This is a genomic window from Kitasatospora sp. NPDC004723 (assembly GCF_040609255.1).
GTDB lineage: Bacteria > Actinomycetota > Actinomycetes > Streptomycetales > Streptomycetaceae > Kitasatospora.
The window spans coordinates 292,755-315,948 of sequence record NZ_JBEXJT010000002.1; the positions used below are offsets into that span (position 1 = coordinate 292,755).

Genomic DNA, 23,194 nt, shown 5'->3' on the forward strand with positions numbered 1-23,194 from the left:
CCGCGCGGAAAAGCACGGTTCTGGCTGTCATTCATCAGGTCGATGGAGCATGGTAATGAGCGAGTTCGATTCGGTTGTGCCCGCGTTCGGAACGGCGACCGAGGAAGCGATCGCGGTCATCGGTGCGGCCCGTCGCCCGGCGCGGCCGTCGAGCGAGATCGATGCGGAGTTCTTCGGTCTGCCGTCCGCCGGGCCCGCCGTGGCGGGCCCGGGCCGGGCCGTGCTGCTGGAACCGCTCTGGGAGGCCCTGGAGGACGCCGGTGTCGTCCCCGCGGCGGCGGCGGGCGAGGGCGTCGGTGTCTTCCTCGCCCTGCCGCCGGAGGCGGCGGAGGACGGCGGGCCCGGGACCTCGGACGCCGACTCCGACGACCCCGAGTTCGACCCCGATTCCGACGCCGCCTCGGTCTTCGCCTTCGCCGAGCTGGTGGGCGCCGTGCTGCGTCCGGCCGACGGCGGCGCGGCCGTCACCGTCACGCGGTCCGCGCGGGCGGCCGTGGACGCCGCCCGCGCGAGCCTGCGGGGCGGCGGGCGCGGCCTCGCGCTCGTCGCCGGCCCGGACCCGCTGCTCCCCGGGCCGGACGGGCCGGACGGGGTCGACGGGCCGTCGGAGCCGGGCGGCCACGGCGCCGTCCTGCTCAAGCCGCTCGCCCGGGCGCTCGCCGACGGCGACCGGATCCACGCGGTGCTCCACGGGGACGGCCGCCTCGTGACGCCCGAGACCGACGCCACCGAGACCGACGCCACCGAGACCGAGGCCGCGACCGAACCCGCGACCGACCCGGCCCCGGTGGCCTGGGTCGTCTCCGCGGCGGACCCCGAGGCACTGCGCGCCCAGGCGCAGCGCCTCCACGAGCACCTGACCGCCCGTCCCGACCTGCGCCCGGCCGACGTGGGCCACGCCCTCGCCACCACCCGCCACCGGTTCGCCCACCGCGCCGTCGTCCTCGGCGAGGACCGCGCGGAACTGCTCGCCGGACTGGCGGCCACGGCGCACGGCGACCTCGCCGCCAACCTGGTACGGGGCACCGCCGGCCCGGCCCGGACCGCCTTCGTGCTGCCGCCCCAGGGCGCGCAGTGGGTCGGCATGGGCGCCGGACTCCTCGCCACCTGCGCCCCGTTCCGGGAGGCCGCCGAGGCGTGCCGGGAAGCCCTCGCCCCCCACCTGGACTTCGACGTGCTCGACGTGCTGCGCGACGCCCCCGGCGCGCGGCCCTTCGCGGGCGTGGACGTCATCCAGCCCGCGCTCTTCACCTTCCAGGTGGCCCTCGCCGAGACCTGGCGCGCCTGCGGAGTGCGGGCCGAGGCCATCGCGGGCCACAGCCTCGGCGAGGTCGCCGCCGCCCACCTCGCGGGCGCGCTCACGCTGCCCGAAGCGGCCCGGGTGGTCGCCGTCTGGAGCCGCGCGGAGGCGACGCTGGCGGGCCGCGGCGCGATGGTCGTGGTGCCGCTGTCCGAGGCGCAACTGGCGCCCCGGCTGGCACCCTACGACGGCCGCGTGGTGGTCAGCGCGTCCAACGGTCCCACCTCCGTGGTGGTCTCCGGCGACACCGACGCCGCCCTCGACCTGCTCGCCGAGCTGAACGCCGGCGGAGTGCGCGCCCGGCAGGTGGCCGTGGACGTGGCCGCGCACTCACCCCACATCGAGGAGATCCGCGACCAGGTGCTGGACGGCCTCGCCGACCTGCGCCCGCGCACCGCCCACACCCCCCTCTACTCCTCGCTGGACGGCGCCCGCATCGACGGCCGGGAGGCGGACGCCGCCCACTGGTACGCGCTGCTGCGCCGGCCCGTCCGATTCGAGCGGACCACCGGCGCGCTGCTGGCCGACGGCCACGACCTGCTGATCGAGATCGGCCCGCACCCCTCGCTGACCGCGGCGATGCAGGAGAGCGCCGTCCTCGCCGACAGCCCGGCCGTCGCGCTCGGCTCGCTGCGCCGCGACCAGGGCGGGCCGCGCCGCCTGCACACCGCGCTCGCCGAGGCGCACGTCCGGGGCGCGGCCGTCGACTGGACGGCGGCCTTCGACGCCCCGGCCCGGCGTCACGTCCCGCTGCCCACCTACGCCTTCCGCCGGCCCGGCGACGCACCCGCCCCGGCGGCCGGGCGCCCGGGCCTGCGCGAGCGGCTGCTCGCCCTGCCCGCGAGCGAGCACGAACGCGTCGCCACCGACCTGGTCCACGCCGTGACCGCCGCGCTGCTCGCCCGCGCCGGCACCGGCGGGGCCGGCGTCGACCGGACCTTCCGCGACCTCGGCCTCGACTCGGTCGGCGCCGTCGAACTGCGCAACCGGCTGGGCGAGGCCACCGGACTCGCCCTCCCGCACACCGTGGTCTTCGAGCACCCCACCCCCGGCTCCCTGGCGCGCCGCCTCCTGGCCGAGGCGCTCGGCGGGGTCGGGCAGGCGGCCGACGACGAGACGGTGGCCGCCTGGGACGAGCCGATCGCGATCGTCGCGATGAGCTGCCGGCTGCCCGGCGGGATCGACACGCCCGAAGAGCTGTGGCGGGTGCTCAGCGCCGGCGAGGACACCGCCTCCGCCCTCCCGCGCGACCGCGGCTGGGACGTCGACGCGCTCTACGACCCCGAGCCGGGCCTGGCCGGGCACTACTACCAGCGCGAGGGCGGCTTCCTGCACGACGCCGCCGACTTCGACCCCGAGTTCTTCGGCATCTCGCCGCGCGAGGCGCTGGCCATGGAACCGCAGCAGCGCCTGCTGCTGGAGACCTCCTGGGAGGCGTTCGAGCGGGCCGGCATCGTGCCGCGGAGCCTGCGCGGCAGCCGCACCGGCACCTTCGTCGGCGTCATGACCCCGGACTACGGCCCGCGCCTGCACCTGGCCGACGAGGAACTCGGCGGCTACCTGCTGACCGGCAGCACCGCCAGCGTCGCCTCCGGACGCCTCGCCTACTCCTTCGGCCTGGAGGGGCCGGCGGTCACGGTGGACACCGCCTGCTCGTCCTCCCTGGTGGCGCTGCACCTGGCCGCGCAGTCGCTGCGCTCGGGCGAGTGCTCGCTGGCCCTGGCCGGCGGCGCCACCGTCATGCCCACCGTGGGCATGTTCCTGGAGTTCAGCCGCCAGCGGGCGCTCGCGCCCGACGGCCGCTGCAAGGCCTTCTCGGACCGGGCGGACGGCTTCGGCCTCGCCGAGGGCACCGGCATGGTCCTGCTGGAGCGGCTGTCCGACGCCCGGCGCAACGGCCACCCCGTGCTGGCGGTGCTGCGCGGCACCGCGATCAACCAGGACGGCGCCAGCAACGGGCTGACCGCCCCCAGCGGCAGCGCCCAGCAGCGCGTCATCCGCCAGGCGCTGGCGGGCGCCGGGCTCACCCCGGCCGACGTCGACGCGGTGGAGGCGCACGGCACCGGGACCACGCTCGGCGACCCGATCGAGGCGCAGGCGCTCCTGGCGACCTACGGTCAGGACCGGCCCGCCGACCGGCCGCTGTGGCTCGGCTCGCTCAAGTCGAACATCGGCCACACCCAGGCCGCGGCCGGCGTCGCCGGCGTCATCAAGACCGTCCTCGCGCTGCAGCACGGAGTCCTGCCGAAGAGCCTGCACGCGGCCGAGCCCTCCACCCGGGTCGACTGGGCGTCGGGCGCGGTGCGGCTGCTGGCCGAGCCGGTCGACTGGCCCTCCGGCGACCGCCCGCGCCGGGCCGGCGTCTCCTCGTTCGGCATCAGCGGCACCAACGCCCACGCCATCCTCGAACAGGCGCTGCCGGCCGACCAGGACGAGCCGAACCAGCCCGCCGAGCCCGCCGACCCCGTCGACCGCGTCGAGCCCGCCGAGCCCGCCGAGCCCAACGAGCCCTCGGCCGAGGACGGTCCGCGGAGCGCGGCGCAGCCCGTGCCGTGGCTGCTGTCCGCCCGCGGCCCCGAGGCGCTCGCCGCCCAGGCCCGCGCCCTGCTCGCGTTGGCCGAGGCCCACCCCGGGCTGCGCCCCGACGAGGTCGGACACGCCCTGGCCCGCACCCGCACCGCCTTCGAGCACCGGGCGGTGGTGGTCGGCGCGGACCAGGCCGAACTGACCGCCGGACTGCGGGCGCTGGCCGACGGCGGCGACGCCCCGAACACCGCCCGGGGCCTGGCCGTCGAGGGACGGCGGGTGGTCTTCGTCTTCCCCGGCCAGGGTTCGCAGTGGGCCGGCATGGCGGTCGACCTGCTGGACGGCTCGGCGGTCTTCCGCGAGCGGATGCGCGCCTGCGCCGCAGCGCTCGCCCCGTACGTGGACTGGTCGCTGGAGGACGTGCTGCGCGGCGCGCCGGGCGCGCCGACGCTGGAGGCCGCCGCCGTCGTGCAGCCCGTGCTGTGGGCCGTCATGGTGTCGCTGGCGGAGCTGTGGACCTCCTGCGGCGTCCGGCCCTCGGCCGTCGTCGGCCACTCCCAGGGCGAGATCGCCGCCGCCTGCGTGGCGGGCGCCCTGGACCTCGACGACGCGGCCCGCGTCGTCGCGCTGCGCAGCCGGGTGCTGGGCCGGCTCGCCGGACTCGGCGGCATGGTGGCCCTGCCGCAGTCGCTGCCGGAGGTCACCGAGCGGCTGGCCCGCTGGGAGGGGCGGATCGGCGTCGCCGCCGTGAACGGCCCCCGCTCGGTCGTGGTGTCCGGCGACGCGGACGCGCTGGACGAACTGATGGCCGGCTGCGAGCTCGACGGCGTACGGGCCCGGCGGGTGCCGGTGGACTACGCCTCGCACTGCGCCCACGTCGAGGCCATCGAGGACGAACTCGCCGAGGCGCTGGCGGGCATCACGCCCCGCGCCCCGCAGGTTCCGTTCTACTCCACCGTCACCGGCGAGCCGGTCGAGGGCGCGGTGCTGGACGCCGCCTACTGGTACCGCAACCTGCGCCGCACCGTGCGGTTCGAGCCCGCCACCCGGCGGCTGCTGGACGACGGCCACCAGGTGTTCGTCGAGATCAGCCCGCACCCGGTGCTCGCCATCGGCGTCCAGGAGAGCGCCGAGGCCGCCGGGACGCCCGTCGAGGTGGTGGGCTCGCTCAACCGCGGACAGGGCGGCCCGGACCGCTTCCTGCGGGCCCTGGGCGAGGCCCACGTCCGCGGGGTGGACGTCGACTGGCCGGCGGTCTTCCCCGGCCGTCCCGCGCGCACCCCCGCCCTGCCCACCTACCCCTTCCAGCGCCGCCGCCTGTGGCTGGACCCCGAGGCGCCCGCCACCGCGGCCCCGGCGGTCCGCGACGCGGCCGAGACCCGCTTCTGGGAGGCCGTCGAGAGCGAGGACCTCCAGGCCCTGGCCGACACCCTGGCCCTGGACGCCGACGCCGCGCTCGCCGACCTGCTCGGCGGCCTGGCCGCCTGGCGCCGGCAGGCCGACGAGACCGCCACGGTCGACGGCTGGCGCTACCGGATCGGCTGGCAGCGCCTGCCGCGCACCCCGGCGGCGGTGACCGGGAACTGGCTGGTCGTCGCCCCCGCGTCCGCCGACGAGCGGCCCCGGCTCACCGCGATCCGCGGCGCGCTGTCCGAGCACGGCGCGCGCAGCCACCTGCTGGCCGTCGAGCCGACCGAGGACCGCGGGCAGCTGGCCGCCCGGCTGGGCGCGCTGGACACCGCCGGCTTCACCGGAGTGCTGTGCCTACTGGCGGAGGAGGAGCACGAGCTGGCCGACCACCGGGTGACGGCCGGCCTCGCCGCGACCGTCGCCCTGGTCCAGGCGCTCGGCGACGCCGACCTCGGCGCCCCGCTCTGGTGCCTCACCTCGGGCGCCGTCTCCACCGGACCGGACGACCCGCTCCGCAGCCCGCTGCAGGCCCAGCTGTGGGGCCTCGGGCGCGTGGTGGGGGCCGAGTACCCGCACCGCTGGGGCGGCCTGATCGACCTGCCGGAGGACCTGGACGACCGGGCGCTCGCCGTGCTGACCGGCGCCCTGGGCGGCTCGCGCGGCGAGGACGAGCTGGCGGTCCGCGACGGCGCCGCGCTCGGCCGGCGCCTGGTCAGGGCCGCCGCGAGCGCCGCCCCCGCCCGCGCCGGACTGCGCCCGCGCGGCACCGTCCTGCTCACCGGCGGCACCGGCACCCTCGGCGCCCACGTGGCCCGCTGGCTGGCGCACGAGGGGGCCGAACACCTGGTGCTGACCAGCCGCGCCGGTCAGGCCGCGCCGGGCGCCGCCGAACTGCGCGCCGAACTGGAGGCCATCGGTGCCCGCACCACGATCGTCGCCTGCGACGTCGCCGACCGGGAGCAGCTGCGCGAACTGCTCGACTCGCTGTCCGCGGAGCCGGGCGACCCGGGCGGCCCGGGGGAGCCGGGGGAACACGGGGACCCGGCGGTTCCGCCGCTCACCGGCGTCGTGCACGCCGCCGGCGTGCTGGACGACGGCGTGCTCGACGCGCTGACCGTCGAGCGCCTGGAGCGGATCCTGCGCCCCAAGGTGGACGCCGCCGTCAACCTGCACGACCTCACCGCCGACCGCGACCTGGACTTCTTCGTCCTGTTCTCCTCCGTCGCCGGCGTCGTCGGCAACGCCGGCCAGGGCGGCTACGCCGCGGCCAACGCCTTCCTGGACGCGCTCGCCCACCACCGCCGGGCCCAGGGCCTGCCCGCCACCGCCGTCTCCTGGGGCTCCTGGGGCACCGGCGGCATGATGGGCGGCGCCGTCGAACAGCACCTCAGCCGACGCGGCATCGTCCCGATGCGCGCCGACCTCGGCATCGAGGCACTGCGCCGGGCCATGGAGCACGACGACACCGCGGTCACCCTCGCCGACATCGCCTGGGACCGGTTCGTGGCGGCCTTCGCCGTCACCGGCCGCTACCCGCTGCTGGACGACCTGCCCGAGGCGCGCCGGCTGCTGGACGGCGGCCGGGCCGCGGCGGACGCCGACGGCGGCGCCGGGGCCGAGGGCGGCGCGGGCACACCGGGGCTCGCCCAGCGGCTGGCGGGCCTGTCCGAGGCCGAAGGAGCGCGCACGGTCCTGGACCTGGTGCGGGCCCAGGCCGCCACCGTGCTCGGCCACGTCGGCCCGTCCGCCGTCCAGCCCGGACGCGCCTTCCGCGAGGTCGGCTTCGACTCGCTGACCGCCGTCGAACTGCGCAACCGGCTGTCCGCGGCGACCGGCCTGCGGCTGCCGACCACCGTCGTCTTCGACCACCCCACCCCCGCCGCCCTGGCCGACTACCTGCACGCCGAGGCCGGCGGGCAGCGCGAGGAGGGCCGCGAGGCGGTGCGCCCGGCGGCCCCGGGCACCGACGGGGAGCCGATCGCGATCGTCGCGATGAGCTGCCGGTTCCCCGGCGGGGTCCAGTCGCCCGAGCAGCTGTGGCGTCTGCTGGCCGACGGCACCGACGCACTGGGCGGCTTCCCGGAGGACCGCGGCTGGGACCTCGACACCCTCTACCACCCCGACCCCGAACACCTCGGCACCACTTACGCCCGCGAGGGCGGGTTCCTGCACGACGCCGCCGCGTTCGACGCCGGCTTCTTCGGGATCTCGCCGCGCGAGGCGCTGGCCATGGACCCGCAGCAGCGCCTGCTGCTGGAGACCTCCTGGGAGGCCTTCGAGCGGGCCGGCATCGACCCGGCCACGCTCAGGGGGACGCCGTCCGCCGTCTTCGTCGGCTCCAACGGCCAGGAGTACGCCTCCGGCCCGGGCCGCTCCCCGGAGGGTGTCGAGGGCTACCTGCTCACCGGACGCGCCGCCAGCGTCATGTCCGGCCGGCTGGCCTACGTCTTCGGCCTGGAGGGGCCGGCGGTGACGGTGGACACGGCCTGCTCCGCCTCGCTGGTGGCCCTGCACCTGGCGGTGCAGGCACTGCGGCAGGGGGAGTGCACACTGGCGCTGGCCGGCGGCGCGACCGTGATGGCCGACCCCGGCGTCTTCGTGGAGTTCAGCCGGCAGCGCGGGCTGGCCGCGGACGGCCGCTGCAAGGCCTTCGCCGCGGCGGCGGACGGCACCGGCTGGGGCGAGGGCGTCGGCATGCTGCTGCTGGAGCGGCTGTCGGACGCGGAGCGCAACGGGCATCCGGTGCTGGCGGTGGTGCGGGGTTCGGCGATCAACCAGGACGGTGCGTCGAACGGGCTGACGGCGCCGAACGGGCCGTCGCAGCAGCGGGTGATCCGGCAGGCGCTGGCGAACGCCGGGCTGTCGGCGGCGGACGTGGACGCGGTGGAGGCGCACGGCACCGGGACCACGCTGGGCGACCCGATCGAGGCGCAGGCGCTGCTGGCGACGTACGGGAAGGACCGTGAACGGCCGCTGTGGCTCGGGTCGTTGAAGTCGAACATCGGGCACACCCAGGCGGCGGCCGGGGTGGCCGGCGTGATCAAGATGGTGCTGGCCCTGCGGCACGGGCTGCTGCCGAAGACCCTGCACGTGGACGAGCCGACCCCGCACGTGGACTGGTCGGCGGGCGCGGTGCGGCTGCTGACCGAGCCGGTGGCGTGGTCCTCGTCGGACGCCGACCGCCCGCTGCGGGCCGGCGTGTCGGCCTTCGGGGTCAGCGGAACCAACGCCCACGTCATCCTGGAAGCGGCTCCGGCCGTGGCCGTGGTCGAGGACGGCGAACCCGGGGAGGCGGTGGACCTCCCACTGCCCTGGGTGCTTTCCGGCAAGGACGCCGACGCCCTGCCGTCCCAGGCCCGGCGGCTCGCCGCCCACCTCGACGAGCACCCCGAGCTGGACCTCGCCGACCTGGCGTTCTCGCTGTCCACCGGCCGGGCCGCGCTGGAGCGGCGCGCGGTGATCGTGGGCCGGGACCGGGACGAACTGCTGGCCGGACTGGCCGCGTTGGCGAACGAGGAGCCGGCGCCGCGGCTGGTGCGCGGCGCGGCCGGCCCGGACGGCGCCCGGGTGGCGCTGCTCTTCTCGGGTCAGGGGAGCCAGCGGCTGGGGATGGGGCGTGAACTGTCCGCGGTGTTCCCGGTGTTCGCGGAGGCCTTCGACGAGGCCTGCGCCGCCGTGGACGCCCACCTCGAACGGCCGCTGCGTGAGGTGGTGTTCGGCGAGGACGCGGAGCTGCTGAACCGGACGGAGTTCACCCAGCCGGCGTTGTTCGCGGTGGAGGTCGCGCTGTTCCGGCTCGTCGAGTCGTGGGGCGTGCGGGCGGACTTCCTCGCCGGCCACTCGATCGGCGAGTTCGCCGCCGCCCACGTGGCCGGCGTGTTCTCGCTGGCCGATGCGGCCGAACTCGTCGTGGCACGTGGCCGGTTGATGCAGGAGCTGCCGTCGGGTGGTGCGATGGTGGCGGTGCAGGCCGCGGAGGACGAGGTGCTGCCGCTGCTGGCCGGCCGTGAGGAGTTGGTGGGCATCGCGGCCGTCAACGGTCCGACGTCGGTGGTCATTTCGGGCGCCGACGAGGCCGTGGCGGAGGTCGTCACCCTGCTGGCGGCCGACGGTCGTCGTACGAAGCGGCTCGCCGTGTCGCACGCCTTCCACTCGCCGCTGATGGAGCCGATGCTGGCGGGCTTCCGCGAGGTCGCGCAGCGCGTGGCCTTCGCCGCGCCCGCGCTGCCGATCGTCTCCACGCTCACCGGACAGTTCCTCACCGCCGAGGAGCTGGCCGACCCCGAGTACTGGGTGCGGCACGTCCGCCACGCCGTCCGGTTCGCCGACGCCGTCGGAACCCTGGCGGCCGGCGGTGCGACGGCCTTCCTGGAGCTCGGCCCCACCGCCGTGCTGACCCCGATGGCCCGGGAGACGTCGGCGGACGGCCCCGCCGTCCTGGTGCCCGCCCTGCGCGCGGACCACGCCGAGTCCGAGGCCTTCACCACCGCCCTCGCCCACCTGTACGCCAACGGTGTCGCCCTCGACTGGGACGCGGTCCTCGCCGGCCGGGGCGCCCGACGCGTCGACCTGCCGACCTACGCCTTCCAGCGCCGCCACTACTGGCTCCGGATGCCGACGGCCGCCGACGCGGCCGCGATCGGCCAGGCCGAGGCCGAACACCCCATGCTGGGAGCCGTGGTGGGCCTTCCGGACGGCACCACGGTGCTGACCGGGCGGCTCTCGCAGGCCACCCACCCCTGGCTGACCGACCACGCGGTCTCCGGCGTGGTACTGGTACCCGGCACGGCCTTCGTCGAACTCGCCGTGCGCGCGGGCCGCCAGGTCGGCCATGAGCGGGTCGAGGAGTTCACCCTGGAGGCCCCGCTGGTGCTGCCCGGACACGGCGGCGTCCAACTTCGGCTCACCGTCGGCCCCGAGGACCACGACGGACGGCGCCCGCTCGACCTGCACTCCCGGCCGGAGGACCGGCTCGACGAGCACGAGTGGACCCGCCACGCCGGCGGGACGCTCGCGAGCGGGCCCGCACCGACCGAACCGTTCGACCTGAGCGCCTGGCCACCCCCGGGTGCCACCCCGGTCGACACCGGCGACCTCTACGACCGGCTGGACGAGCTGGGCTTCGGCTACGGCCCGGTGTTCCGCGGCCTGCGCGGGGCCTGGCGGCAGGGCGAGCACCTGTTCGCCGAGGCCGCCCTGCCCGCCGTGGCCGCCGCGCAGGCGGGAGCCTTCGGCCTCCACCCCGCCCTGCTCGACTCCGCGCTGCACGCCTCCTGGCTCGGCCTGCTCTCCGGCACCGAGACCGGACAGGGCCTGCTGCCCTTCTCCTGGGGCGAGGTGGACCTGCGGGCCGGCGGCGCCGCCGTCCTCCGCATCAAGCTGACCCCGGCCGGACCGGACACGGTGTCGGTGCTCGTCGCCGACGGCGCGGGCCTGCCGGTCGCCACGGTCGGCCGCCTGGTGCTGCGCCCGGTCGACGCCGAGCAACTGCGCGTCGCGGCCGGGACCCGCCAGGACGCGCTGTTCCGGCTCGACTGGGTGAGCGCGCCGCCGAGCGAAGCGGTGCCCGCGCCGGCGGTCCTGACGCTGGAGGCCTCCACCGCCGAGGCCGAGCTGTCCGTGCTCGCGCAGGCCGTCGACAGCGGTGCGCCGGTACCCGCCTACGTGGCGGTCGTCTCCGTGGCGCCCGACCCGACCGAACCGCCGGACGTCGCGGGCTCGGCCGACGCCGTCCGCGCCGCCGGCCACCGGGCGCTGCGGCTCGTACAGCGCTGGCTGGCCGACGAACGGTTCGGCGCCGCACGTCTGGTGGTGGTGACCCGTCACGCCACCGCACCCGACGGCCCGCCCGCAACGCTCGACCCGGCCGAGGCCGCCGTCTGGGGCCTGCTGCGCTCGACGCAGTCGGAACACCCGGACCGGTTCGTGCTGGTCGACCTGGACCGGGACACCGACGCGGCCGAGGTGCTGCCCGCCGTGCTGGGCAGCGGTGAGCCGCAGCTCGCCGTGCGGGCCGGCCGCCTCCTGCTGCCCCGCCTGGCGAAGACCGCCGACCCGGGACCGGACACCGACCGGAGCTTCCCGATCGAGGGCACCACGCTGATCACCGGCGCGACCGGCACGCTCGGCCGGCTGGTGGCGCGCCACCTGGTCACCGAGCACGGCGTCCGGCACCTCCTGCTGGTGAGCCGCCGCGGACTCACGGCCGAGGGAGCGGAACAGTTCGAGGCCGAGCTCGCGGCCCTGGGCGCCGAGCCCGTCACCGCCGCCTGCGACGTCGCGGACCGCGACGCGCTCGCCGCGCTGCTCGCGACCGTCCCCGCCGACCGCCCGCTGTCGGCCGTGGTGCACGCGGCCGGCGTGACGGACGACGGCGTCGTCTCCGCCCTGACACCCGAGCGGATGGACCGGGTGCTGCGCCCCAAGGTGGCGGCGGCGCTCAACCTCCACGAGCTGACCCGGCACCTGGACCTGTCCGCGTTCGTGCTGTTCTCCTCCGTCTCCGCCACGCTCGGCGGCGCCGGGCAGGGCAACTACGCGGCGGCGAACGCCTTCCTGGACGCGCTCGCGCAGCGGCGCCGGGCGGCCGGACTGCCGGGCGTCTCGCTGGCCTGGGGCCTGTGGGCCGAGGGCAGCGGCATGACCGGCAAGCTCGCCACCGCCGACCTGGCCCGGATCCGGCGGATGGGCCTGGCCGCGATGGACTCCGCCGACGCGCTCGCCCTGTTCGACGCCGCGTGCGCGACCGACGGCGACGTGCTCTTCCCGGTGCGGCTGGACACCGCCGGGCTGCGCGTCCGGGCGGCGGACGGGGAGGTCCCGGCCCTGCTGCGCGGGCTGGTCAGGGCCGGCAGTCGACGGACCCGGGCCGTCGACGCCCCGGCCGCGGGCGACTCCGGCACGCTGGCCGGCCGGCTGGCCCCACTGGCCGAGGCCGAGCGGCTGCGCCTCCTGCTGGACCTGGTCCGGCTGCAGATCGCGACCGCGCTCGGCCACGCCTCCCCGGAGCAGGTCGATCCCGAACGGGCCTTCAAGGACCTGGGCTTCGACTCGCTGACGGCGGTGGAGCTGCGGAACGCGTTGAACGCGGCCTGCGGGGTGCGGTTGCCGGCGACGCTGGTGTTCGACCATCCGACGCCGGAGGCGCTGGCGCGCCACCTGCTGGCCGAGCTGGTGGGTTCGTCGGCGGCGGCGGCGGTGGAGCCTTCCGCTCCCGTCCTGCCGTCGGCGGACGGTGAGCCGATCGCGATCGTCGGCATGAGCTGCCGGTACCCCGGTGGGGTGCGCTCGCCGGAGGAGCTGTGGCGGCTGGTGGCGGAGGGTGGTGACGCGATCGGTGGGTTCCCGGCGGACCGTGGCTGGGATCTGGAGGGGTTGTACCACCCGGATCCGGAGCATGCCGGGACGAGTTACACGCGTGAGGGTGGGTTCCTGTACGGGGCGGGGGAGTTCGACCCGTCGTTCTTCGGGATCTCGCCGCGTGAGGCGCTGGCGATGGATCCGCAGCAGCGGTTGCTGCTGGAGACGTCCTGGGAGGCGTTCGAGCGGGCGGGGATCGATCCGACCTCGGTGAAGGGTTCGCGGACCGGCGTCTTCGCCGGCGTCATGTACCACGACTACGGTTCCCGCCTGCCCGTCGCGCCCGAAGGGTTCGAGGGCTACCTGGTCAACGGCAGTGCGGGGAGCATCGCTTCGGGCCGGGTGGCCTACACCTTCGGCCTGGAGGGGCCTGCGGTGACGGTGGACACGGCGTGCTCGTCCTCGCTGGTCGCGCTGCACCTGGCGGCGCAGGCGCTGCGCTCCGGTGAGTGCTCGCTGGCGTTGGTCGGCGGCGTCACCGTGATGGCCACGCCGAGCATCTTCGTGGAGTTCAGCCGGCAGCGCGGGTTGTCGGTGGACGGGCGCTGCAAGGCGTTCGGGGCCGGGGCGGACGGCACCGGGTGGGCCGAGGGTGCGGGCATGCTGCTGGTCGAGCGGCTGTCGGACGCGGAGCGCAACGGGCACCGGGTGCTGGCGGTGGTGCGGGGTTCGGCGGTGAACCAGGACGGTGCGTCGAACGGGCTGACGGCGCCGAACGGGCCGTCGCAGCAGCGGGTGATCCGGCAGGCGCTGGCGAGTGCAGGGCTGTCGGCGGCGGACGTGGACGTGGTGGAGGCGCACGGTACCGGGACGACGCTGGGCGACCCGATCGAGGCGCAGGCGCTGCTGGCGACCTACGGGCAGGACCGTGAACGGCCGCTGTGGCTCGGGTCGTTGAAGTCGAACATCGGTCACACCCAGGCCGCGGCGGGTGTGGCGGGTGTGATCAAGATGGTGATGGCGATGCGGCACGGGGTGCTGCCGAAGACTCTGCACGTGGACGAGCCCTCGCCGCACGTCGACTGGTCGGCGGGCGCGGTGGAGCTGCTGTCGGAACCGGTGGAGTGGTCCGTGAACGGCCGTCCGCGCCGGGCCGGCGTCTCCTCCTTCGGGGTCAGCGGCACCAACGCCCACGTCGTGCTGGAGCAGCCCCCGGCGGCGGTCGTCGATCAGCGGCTGGAGGACGAGCCGACGTCCGGCCTCGCCGTCGCCTGGCCGCTGTCGGCGAAGGATCCGGCCGCCCTGCGGGGCCAGGCGGAGCGCCTGCTCGCGCACCTCGCCGAGCGTCCGGAGCTGGGACTCGCCGAGGTCGGCCGGTCGTTGGCGACCTCGCGCGCCGCGCTGACGCACCGCGCGGTGGTGGTGGGCCGTGACCGGGAGGAACTGCTCCTGGGCCTGTCGGCGGTGGCGGAGGACCGGCGGTCGGCCGCCGGCGTCGTGACGGGCGAGGCGGGGTCCTCGGTCGGACGGCCGGCGTTCGTGTTCTCGGGTCAGGGGAGTCAGCGGCTGGGGATGGGGCGTGAGCTGCATGCTTCGTTCCCGGTGTTCGCGGAGGCCTTCGACGAGGTCTGCGCGCACCTGGACGCCCACCTCGAACGGCCCTTGCGTGACGTGGTGTTCGGCGAGGATGCGGAGCTGCTGGGTCGGACGGAGTTCACGCAGCCGGCGTTGTTCGCGGTGGAGGTGGCGCTGTTCCGGTTGGTGGAGTCGTGGGGTGTGCGGGCGGACTTCCTGGCCGGTCACTCGATAGGCGAGTTCGCCGCCGCTCATGTCGCGGGAGTGTTCTCGCTGGCCGATGCCGCTGAACTGGTGGTGGCGCGTGGTCGGTTGATGCAGGAGCTGCCGCCCGGCGGCGTGATGGTGGCGGTGCAGGCCTCGGAGGCCGAGGTGCTGCCGCTGCTGGCCGGCCGTGAGGACCTGGTGGGTATCGCGGCCGTCAACGGTCCCACATCGGTGGTTATTTCGGGTGCGGAAGAGGCCGTGGCGGAGGTCGTCGGCCTGCTCGCCGCCGAGGGCCGCCGCACGAAGCGGCTCGCCGTCTCGCACGCGTTCCACTCGCCGCTGATGGAGCCGATGCTGGCCCGCTTCCGCGAGGTCGCCGAGCGTGTCACCTTCGCCGAGCCGAGCCGGCCGATCGTCTCGACGCTCACCGGACGGCTCGTCACCGCCGAGGAGTTGGCCGACCCGGACTACTGGGTGCGGCACGTCCGCCACGCCGTCCGGTTCGCCGACGCGGTGAAGACCCTGGAGGACCAGGGGGCGACGGCCTTCCTGGAGATCGGGCCTGGCGGCCTGACCCCGATGGTCCAGGAGACCCTGGCCGAGACCGTCGCCGTCGCGGCCCTGCGTGCCGACCGCCCCGAGGCCGAGGGCTTCACCGCCGCCCTCGCCCACCTCCACACCCACGGCACCACCCTCGACTGGGACACGGTCTTCGCCGGTCGCGGCGCCCGGCGGGTCGATCTGCCGACCTATGCCTTCCAGCGCCGCCACTACTGGCTGGAGGCGCCCGCGACCGCCGGGAACGTGACCTCCGTCGGCCTGGCCGCCGCGGAGCACGCCCTGCTGGGCGCGGCGGCGAGCCTGCCCGACGGCGGCGTTCTGCTCACCGGCCGCCTGTCGCTCCCCACCCACCCCTGGCTGGCGGACCACGCCGTCTCCGGTGTGACCCTGTTGCCTGGCACGGCCTTCCTGGAGATGGCCGTCCGGGCCGGCGACGAGGCCGGGTGTAACCGGGTGGACGAACTGACCCTCGCCGCACCGCTGGTGCTCCCCGCGCGGGACGCGGTGCAGCTGCGGGTGACCGTCGGAGCCGCCGACACGACCGGGCGGCGGGCGCTGGAGATCCACTCGCGCCCCGAGGACGGCACGGCGGCGGATGCCCCGTGGACGAGCCACGCCACCGGCCTCCTCGCGCGGGCCGTGGACGCGGCCTCGCCGGACACCGTCGACGCGGCCGTCTGGCCGCCGGCCGGTGCGACGGCGGTGGACATCGAAGGCTGCTACGAGCGACTGGAGGAGGCCGGCTTCGGCTACGGCCCGGTGTTCCGGGGCCTGCGTGCCGTGTGGCGGCACGGGTCGGCGCTCCTGGCCGAGGTCGCGCTGCCCGAGGACGTCCCGGTGGCCGGCCTCGCGCTGCACCCTGCCCTGCTCGACTCCGCCCTGCACGCGATGGCCCTGGGCGGGTTCCTCGCCGACGGCCCCGAGGGGCGGCTGCCCTTCTCGTGGACCGGGGTGGGCGTGTCCGCCACCGGCGCGACCGCGTTGCGGGTCCGGCTGGCCCCGGCGGCCGGCTCCGCTGCCGGAGCGGACGCCGTGTCGCTGTCGATCGCGGACGGCGAAGGCCAGCCGGTGGCCTCGGTGGAGGCGCTGGCCCTGCGGTCGGTGACGGACGAGCAGCTCGCCGCCGCCGGATCGGCGGTGGCGGGCGGGCTCTACCGGGTGGACTGGGTGCCCGCGCCGGTGGCGGTGGGTGAGGCTGCCGAGGTGGAGGTCCGGGAGGGCCTGGAGGCTCCGGGGGCCGATGCGGAGGTGCCCGGGCTGCTGGCGGTGGTGTGCCCGCCGTCGGGTGAGGGTGCCGAGGGTGCGCGTGTTGCCGTGCTCGGTGTGCTGGGCCTGCTCGGGCAGTGGCTGGGAGAGCAGCGCTTCGAGGGTTCGCGGTTGGTCGTGGTGACCCGTGGCGGGGTCGCGGAGGGTGCTGTCGACGAGGGTCAGGCGGCGGTGTGGGGCCTGGTGCGGTCGGCGCAGTCGGAGCATCCGGGCCGGTTCGTGCTGGTGGATGTGGAGCCGGGGGCCGGGGACGTCCAGGCGGCGGTGTCGGCAGCGGTGTCAGCGGCCGTGGCGTCGGGTGAGTCGCAGGTCGCGGTGCGCGGTGGTGAGGTGCTGGTGCCGCGTCTGGCGCGGGTCGCCGCCGTCGAGGGCCCTGCGGTTCGCTTTGCCGAGGGTGGCACGGTGCTGGTGACGGGTGCTTCGGGCACGTTGGGGCGTCTGGTGGCGCGGCACCTGGTCGTCGCGCACGGGGTGCGCCGGCTGCTGCTGGCGAGCCGCCGTGGGGCGCTGGCGCCGGGCGCGGCGGAGTTCGAGGCCGAACTCGCCGTGCTGGGCGCGGAGGCGGTCACGGCGGCGTGCGACGTGGCGGACCGTGACGCGCTGGCCGCGCTGCTGGCGGCCGTCCCGGCCGAGCACCCGCTGACGGGGGTCGTGCACGCGGCGGGTGTGACGGACGACGGGCTGGTCGAGTCGTTGTCGCCGGAGCGGATCGATCGGGTGTTCCGTCCGAAGGTGGATGCGGCGCTGCATCTGGACGAGTTGACGCGGGACTTGGAGCTGTCGGCGTTCGTCCTGTTCTCCTCCGCCGCCGGCGTGCTGGGCAGTGCGGGGCAGGGCAACTACGCGGCGGCGAACGTCTTCGTGGACGCGCTCGCGCGGCGGCGCCGGGCGGCCGGGCTGTCGGCGGTGTCGATGGCCTGGGGGCTGTGGGCTCAGGACAGCGCGCTCAGCGGTGAGTTGAGCGAGGTGGACCGGCGCCGGATCTCCCGGTCCGGGATGACCGCGATCGGGACCGAGGACGGCCTGGCGCTGTTCGACGCAGCCCTCCGCAGCGCCGATCCGGTGGTCGTGCCCACCCGGCTGGAGGCCGCCACGCTGGCGGCCCAGGCCCGCTCCGGGGCGCTGCCGGCGGTGCTCAGCGGCCTGGTGCGCACCCCGCTGCGGCGCACGCTCGACGGCTCCGCCACGGCGGCGACCGGTTCGTCGCTGATCCAGCGACTGGCGGGCCGCCCCGCCGCCGAGCAGCTCGACATCGTCCAGGCCCTGGTGCGCGAGCAGGCGGCCACGGTCCTGGGCCACGAGTCGGCGGCCACCGTCGCGGTGGACCGCCAGTTCAGGGAGCTGGGCTTCGACTCGCTGACGGCGGTGGAGTTGCGGAACGCGTTGAACGTGGCCTGCGGGGTGCGGTTGCCGGCGACGCTGGTGTTCGACCATCCGACGCCGGAGGCGCTGGCGCGCCACCTGCTGGCCGAGCTGGTGGGTTCGTCGTCGGCCGAGCGGGAGGCCGCCGGTCCGGCTCTGCCCTCGGTGGACGGCGAGCCGATCGCGATCGTGGGGATGAGCTGCCGCTTCCCGGGCGGAGTCGCCTCGCCGGAGGAGTTGTGGCGGTTGGTGGCGGAGGGTGGTGACGCGATCGGTGGGTTCCCGGCGGACCGTGGCTGGGATCTGGAGGGGTTGTATCACCCGGATCCGGAGCATGCCGGGACGAGTTACACGCGTGAGGGTGGGTTCCTGTACGGGGCGGGGGAGTTCGACCCCGGGTTCTTCGGGATCTCGCCGCGTGAGGCGCTGGCGATGGATCCGCAGCAGCGGTTGCTGTTGGAGACGTCCTGGGAGGCGTTCGAGCGGGCGGGGATCGATCCGACCTCGGTGAAGGGTTCGCGGACCGGCGTCTTCGCCGGCGTCATGTACCACGACTACGCGTCGCAGCTCGCGGAGGTGCCGGACGGCCTCGAAGGCCACCTCGGCATGGGGACCTCCGGCAGCGTGGCGTCCGGCCGGGTGGCCTACTCCTTCGGTCTGGAGGGCCCGGCGGTGACGGTGGACACGGCGTGCTCGTCCTCGCTGGTCGCCCTGCACCTGGCGGCGCAGGCGCTGCGCTCGGGCGAGTGCTCGCTGGCGCTGGTTGGTGGCGTCACCGTGATGGCGACACCGAACACCTTCATCGAGTTCAGCCGGCAGCGCGGGTTGTCGGCGGACGGCCGCTGCAAGGCGTTCGGCGCTGGGGCGGACGGCACCGGGTGGGCCGAGGGCGCGGGCATGCTGCTGGTCGAGCGGCTGTCGGACGCGGAGCGCAACGGGCACCGGGTACTGGCCGTGGTGCGGGGCTCGGCGGTGAACCAGGACGGTGCGTCGAACGGGCTGACGGCGCCGAACGGGCCGTCGCAGCAGCGGGTGATCCGGCAGGCGCTGGCGAGTGCCGGGCTGTCGGCCGCCGAGGTGGACGTGGTGGAGGCGCACGGTACCGGGACCACGCTGGGCGACCCGATCGAGGCGCAGGCGCTGCTGGCCACCTACGGGAAGGACCGCGAACGGCCTTTGTGGCTCGGGTCGATCAAGTCGAACATCGGTCACACCCAGGCCGCGGCGGGTGTGGCGGGTGTGATCAAGATGGTGATGGCGATGCGGCACGGGGTGCTGCCGAGGACCCTGCACGTGGACGAGCCGTCGTCGCACGTGGACTGGTCAGCGGGCGCGGTGCGGCTGCTGGCCGAGTCGGTGGAGTGGCCTTCCGGCGATCGTCCGCGCCGGGCCGGCGTCTCCTCGTTCGGCGTCAGCGGCACCAACGCCCACGTCGTGCTGGAGCAGCCCCCGGCGGCGGTCACCGACGAACGGCCGCCGAGCACGCCGGTTCGGGACGCGGCCGTCGTGCCGTGGACGCTGTTCGCCAAGGACGAGCCCGCGCTGCGGGCGCAGGCGCGGCGCCTGGCCGCGTTTGTCACCGAGCGCCCGGAGCTCGACCCGGTGGACCTCGGCTACTCGCTGGCCACCTCGCGCGCCGCGCTGGAGCACCGCGCGGTGGTGGTGGGCCGGGACCGGGAGGAACTGCTCCGGAGCGTGGCCGCGATAGCCGAGGACCGGCAGCCCGTCGGGTCGGCGCGGGGCTCCGCTACGCCGGACGCCGGGCTCGCGGTCCTGTTCTCGGGGCAGGGGAGTCAGCGGTTGGGGATGGGGCGTGAGCTGCACGCGTCCTTCCCGGTGTTCGCGGAGGCCTTCGACGAGGCCTGCGCCCACCTGGACGTCCACCTCGAACGGCCCTTGCATGACGTGGTGTTCGGCGAGGACCCGGAACTCCTCAACCGGACCGAGTTCACCCAGCCGGCGTTGTTCGCGGTGGAGGTGGCGCTGTTCCGGCTGGTGGAGTCGTGGGGTGTGCGGGCGGACTTCCTGGCAGGCCACTCGATCGGCGAGTTCGCCGCCGCCCACGTCGCCGGAGTCCTCTCGCTGGCCGATGCCGCTGAACTGGTGGTGGCGCGTGGTCGGTTGATGCAGGAGCTGCCGCCTGGCGGCGCGATGGTGGCGGTGCAGGCCTCGGAGGACGAGGTGGTGCCGCTGCTGGCCGGACGTGCGGACCTGGTGGGCATCGCGGCCGTCAACGGGCCCACGTCGGTGGTCATTTCGGGAGCCGAGGATGCCGTGGCGGAGATCGTCACCCTGCTGACGGCCGACGGTCGTCGTACGAAGCGGCTCGCCGTCTCGCACGCGTTCCACTCGCCGCTGATGGAGCCGATGCTGGCCCGCTTCCGCGAGGTCGCCGAGCGTGTCACCTTCGCCGAGCCGAGCCGCCCGATCGTCTCGACGCTCACCGGACAGCCGGTCACCGCCGAAGAGTTGGCGGACCCCGACTACTGGGTGCGGCACGTTCGCCACACGGTCCGGTTCGCCGACGCCGTCCAGACGCTCGCGGCCAACGGTGTGACGGCGTTCCTGGAAGTTGGCCCCGGCGGCCTGACCCCGATGGTCCAGGAGACCCTGGCCGAGACCGTAGCCGTCCCGGCCCTGCGCGCCGACCGCCCCGAGGCCGAGGCCTTCACCACCGCCCTCGCTCAGCTCCACACCCACGGCATCACCCTCGACTGGGACGCCGTCTTCGCCGGTCGCGGCGCCCGGCGGGTCGATCTGCCGACGTACGCCTTCCAGCACGAGCGGTACTGGCTGGAGTCGGGCCGGCCGGCGGGTGACATCACGGCGGCGGGCCTGACGGCGGCCGACCACCCCCTGCTGGGAGCGGCGGTCGCGCTCGCGGGTGGTGAGGGCGCGCTGCTGACCGGCCGCTTGTCGCCGGCGGCGCAGCCGTGGCTGGCGGACCACGTCGTGGCGGGCGCGGTCCTGCTGCCCGGGACGGCGCTGGTGGACCTGGTGCTGAGGGCCGGTGACGAGGTGGGCTGCGACCTCCTGGAGGAGCTGACGCTCCGGGCGCCGCTGGTCCTGCCCGAGCGGGGCGCGGTGCAGGTGCAGATCACGGTCGGCGGCGCCGACGAGTCCGGCCGCCGCACGGTGAGCGTGTATGCGCGGCCGGAGGCGGGCGACGGCGCCGAGCCGTGGATCTGCCACGCGACCGGAGCGGTCGCACCCGGGCGGGGCGAGGCGTTCGACCTCGTGGAGTGGCCGCCGAGTGCGGCGGAGGACGTGGCGACCGAAGGCTGCTACGACCGCCTCGCCGAACTGGGCCTGGACTACGGCCCGGTGTTCCGGGGGCTGCGTCAGGTGTGGCGGCGCGGGGAGGAGGTGTTCGCCGAGGTCGTGCTGCCGGAGGGCGCGGAGGTCGGCGGCTTCGGTGTGCATCCGGCGCTGCTGGACGCGGCCCTGCACGCGGTGGGTCTGGGCGGGTTGCTGCCCGACACCGGTCAGGGGCGGATCCCGTTCGCCTGGAGCGGCGTGCGGCTCGCGGCGACCGGTGCGCACGCGCTGCGTGTGCGGCTGGCCCCGGCCGGGCAGGACGCCGTCTCGCTGCTGGTCGCCGACGCCACCGGCCGGCCCGTCGTCTCGGTCGACTCCCTCCTCCTGCGCCCCTTCTCCAGCGAGGAGTTGAGCGCCGCCCGCGGTGGCCGGCCGGACTCGCTCCACCGCGTCGACTGGACGGTGCTGCCCGTCGAGTGGCGGTCGATGGGCGAGTCGTGGGCCGTCATCGGTGAGGACGACGGCCTGCGCGCCGCCGTCGAGGAGACCGGAGCACGCGCCGACTTCCACCCCGACCTGCCCGCCGTGCTGCGGCGGCTGGAGCGCGGTGGCCGGGTGCCCGAGGTGGTTTTGGCCGCCGCGGGCGGCAAGGTCGACAGCGACCACCCCGCCGAGCACGTGCACCGCAGCGTCCACCGGATGCTGGAGCTGTTGCAGCGCTGGGTGTCCGACGAACGGCTCACCGGCTCCCGGCTGGTGGTGCTGACCGGCAACGCCGTGGTCGCGCGGGACGGCGACAAGGAGGTCGACCCGGCCCAGGCCGCCGTCCGGGGCCTGGTGCGCTCCGCGCAGTCGGAGCACCCGGGCCGTTTCCTCCTGGTCGACCTGGACCGGGACGCGGACTCGGTGCGCGCCCTGCCCGCACTGCTCGACGCGGGTGAGGAGCAGGTTGCGGTGCGCGACGGCCAGGTGCTGGTGCCCCGGCTCGCGCGGATCGAGGCGACGGACGAGGGTCCTGCCCTCCCCTTTGTCGAGGGTGGCACGGTGCTGGTGACGGGTGCCTCGGGCACGTTGGGACGTGTGGTGGCGCGGCATCTGGTGGCCGAGCGGGGTGTGCGCCGGTTGTTGCTGGTGAGCCGTTCGGGTGCGGCTGCCGAGGGTATGGCCGAGTTGGTGGCGGAGTTGACGGCGGCGGGTGCCGAGGTCGTCGTCGAGGCCTGTGACGTGGCGGACCGTGACGCGCTGGCCGGGTTGCTGGCGGCCGTCCCGGCCGAGCACCCGCTGACGGGGGTCGTGCACGCGGCGGGTGTGACGGACGACGGGCTGATCGAGTCCTTGTCACCGGAGCGGATCGACCGGGTGTTCCGTCCGAAGGTGGATGCGGCGCTGCATCTGGACGAGTTGACGCGGGACTTGGAGCTGTCGGCGTTCGTCCTGTTCTCCTCCGCCGCCGGGGTGTTCGGCAGTGCGGGGCAGGGCAACTACGCGGCGGCGAACGCGTTCCTGGACGCGCTCGCGTTGCAGCGGCGGGCGGCCGGACTGCCGGCGGTTTCGCTGGCCTGGGGCCTGTGGGCCGAAGGCAGCGGGATCACCGGTCGGATGACGGCGGCCGACCGCGCCAGGATGGCCCGCGGCGGAGTACTGCCGCTCGCCACCGAGGAAGGCCTGGCGCTCTTCGACGCCGCCGCCTCCGGCCGGGTCGGGACGACCGTCGTGCCGGTGCGGCTGGACGCCGCGGGTCTGCGGGCCCAGGCCGCGGAGGGCTCGCTGCCCGCGCTGCTGCGGGGGCTGGTGCGGATGCCGGCCCGGCGGGCCGCCGCGAGCGCGACGCCGGACGCGGCGGTGACGCTGTCGGCCCGGCTGACCGGCCTGGGCGAGGCCGAGCAGCAAAAGCTGCTGCTGGACGTGGTCTGCGAGCACGTGGCCTCCGTCCTCGGGCTCGCCTCGCCCCAGGCGGTGCGCCCCGAAAGGCAGTTGCGCGAACTCGGGTTCGACTCGCTGACCGCGGTGGACCTGCGCAACCGCCTCGCCACGGCGAGCGGACTGCGGCTGCCGCCCACGCTGATCTTCGACTACCCGACGCCCAACGAGCTCGCCGAGTACCTGCGCGCCGAGACCGCACCGGCGGCGCCCGGGGTCGGCGCGCTGCTCGCCGAACTCGACGACCTGGAGGCGACGTTGCGCGCGGCGGCAGCGGACGGCGAGGGCCGGACGGCCATCGCCTCGCGGCTGCGGGCGCTGGCGGCGCTGTGGGCGGACGCCGCCCCGGCGGAGCAGACCGGAATCGCCGACGAGCTCAGCGGCGCGACCGACGACGAGATGTACGACTTCATCGGCAAGGAGTTCGGCATCTCCTGACCCCCGGAGAGTTGGCGGACAACTCCCGTTCCCCACAACGAATCTGCCGGACCCCGGCTCCACGAGATATCT

1 protein-coding gene is annotated in these 23,194 nt (G+C 75.7%); it reads left to right on the forward strand.

Features of this window, described 5'->3' with window-relative positions; all coding sequences use genetic code 11:
• The first annotated feature begins 55 nt into the window (after positions 1 to 55).
• The gene (locus tag ABZW10_RS04325; protein ID WP_355359649.1) at positions 56 to 23,122 is read left to right on the forward strand and encodes a type I polyketide synthase; all 23,067 of its coding nucleotides are present in this window, start codon (positions 56 to 58) and stop codon (positions 23,120 to 23,122) included.
• The last annotated feature ends 72 nt before the right edge of the window (positions 23,123 to 23,194 follow it).

What these genes read in the sequence shown, in the direction of transcription:
- ABZW10_RS04325 (WP_355359649.1), top strand. Translation starts at nt 56, where the DNA reads ATGAGCGAGTTCGATTCGGTTGTGCCCGCGTTCGGAACGGCGACCGAG.